The organism is Enterobacter cloacae complex sp. P13B (assembly GCF_014895915.1).
Classification (GTDB): Bacteria; Pseudomonadota; Gammaproteobacteria; order Enterobacterales; family Enterobacteriaceae; genus Enterobacter; species Enterobacter bugandensis.
In genome coordinates, this window is the sequence record NZ_JADBQN010000133.1 from 1 (window position 1) to 575 (window position 575).

The window sequence follows — 575 nt, forward strand, 5'->3', positions numbered from 1 at the left end:
TCTTAATGCATTATTAAAAGTTAAAAATCGATGAAGCAGCATTTTTGTTAAGCGACATGCTTTCTTGAATTTTCGATAATTAATTGAATCCATTCATCGATTTCGCTTTCGACAAAAGCGGTAGCACGAACACCGATCTTTACTGGCTGTGGAAACCTATTTTGGCTGATAAGACGATAGATCCACGCTTTACCAAATCCAGTTTTCTTCATGACTTCTGGTAAACGGATGAGACGAGCTTGATTTTCCATATGTATGTCCTCTGTTGTTTCTACAGGGATACAGTACAAATGAATTTCGAATGGATGAAGCGAGATTACGAACACCAGAGCCATCCTTGGTTCGAAACTATGAGTCTCTGGAGATTCATATCACTCAGAATCTGAGAGTTTCATAACATCCGAAACCCTCACATCAATAGGCTACAGGTAGAAAACAGTTCTTTCATTCACCTAAATTTTCACAAGATCGAAAACCTTTACTCACTAGATTTGAGCTTAGAGAAGATAACTATCTGTTCAATTGCGTATTAAGACAGCCTCTAATTATGTTTTTTCTTCAATAAGGAGTTAGAT

The 575-nt window shown here is 36.9% G+C and carries 1 protein-coding gene; it reads right to left on the reverse strand.

Annotated elements, in window-relative coordinates:
- Positions 1-47: 47 nt before the first annotated feature.
- On the reverse strand, positions 48-251 hold the full coding sequence (locus IM273_RS22290) for an AlpA family transcriptional regulator (protein WP_016190490.1): 204 nt from the start codon (positions 249-251) through the stop codon (positions 48-50).
- Positions 252-575: the final 324 nt, after the last annotated feature.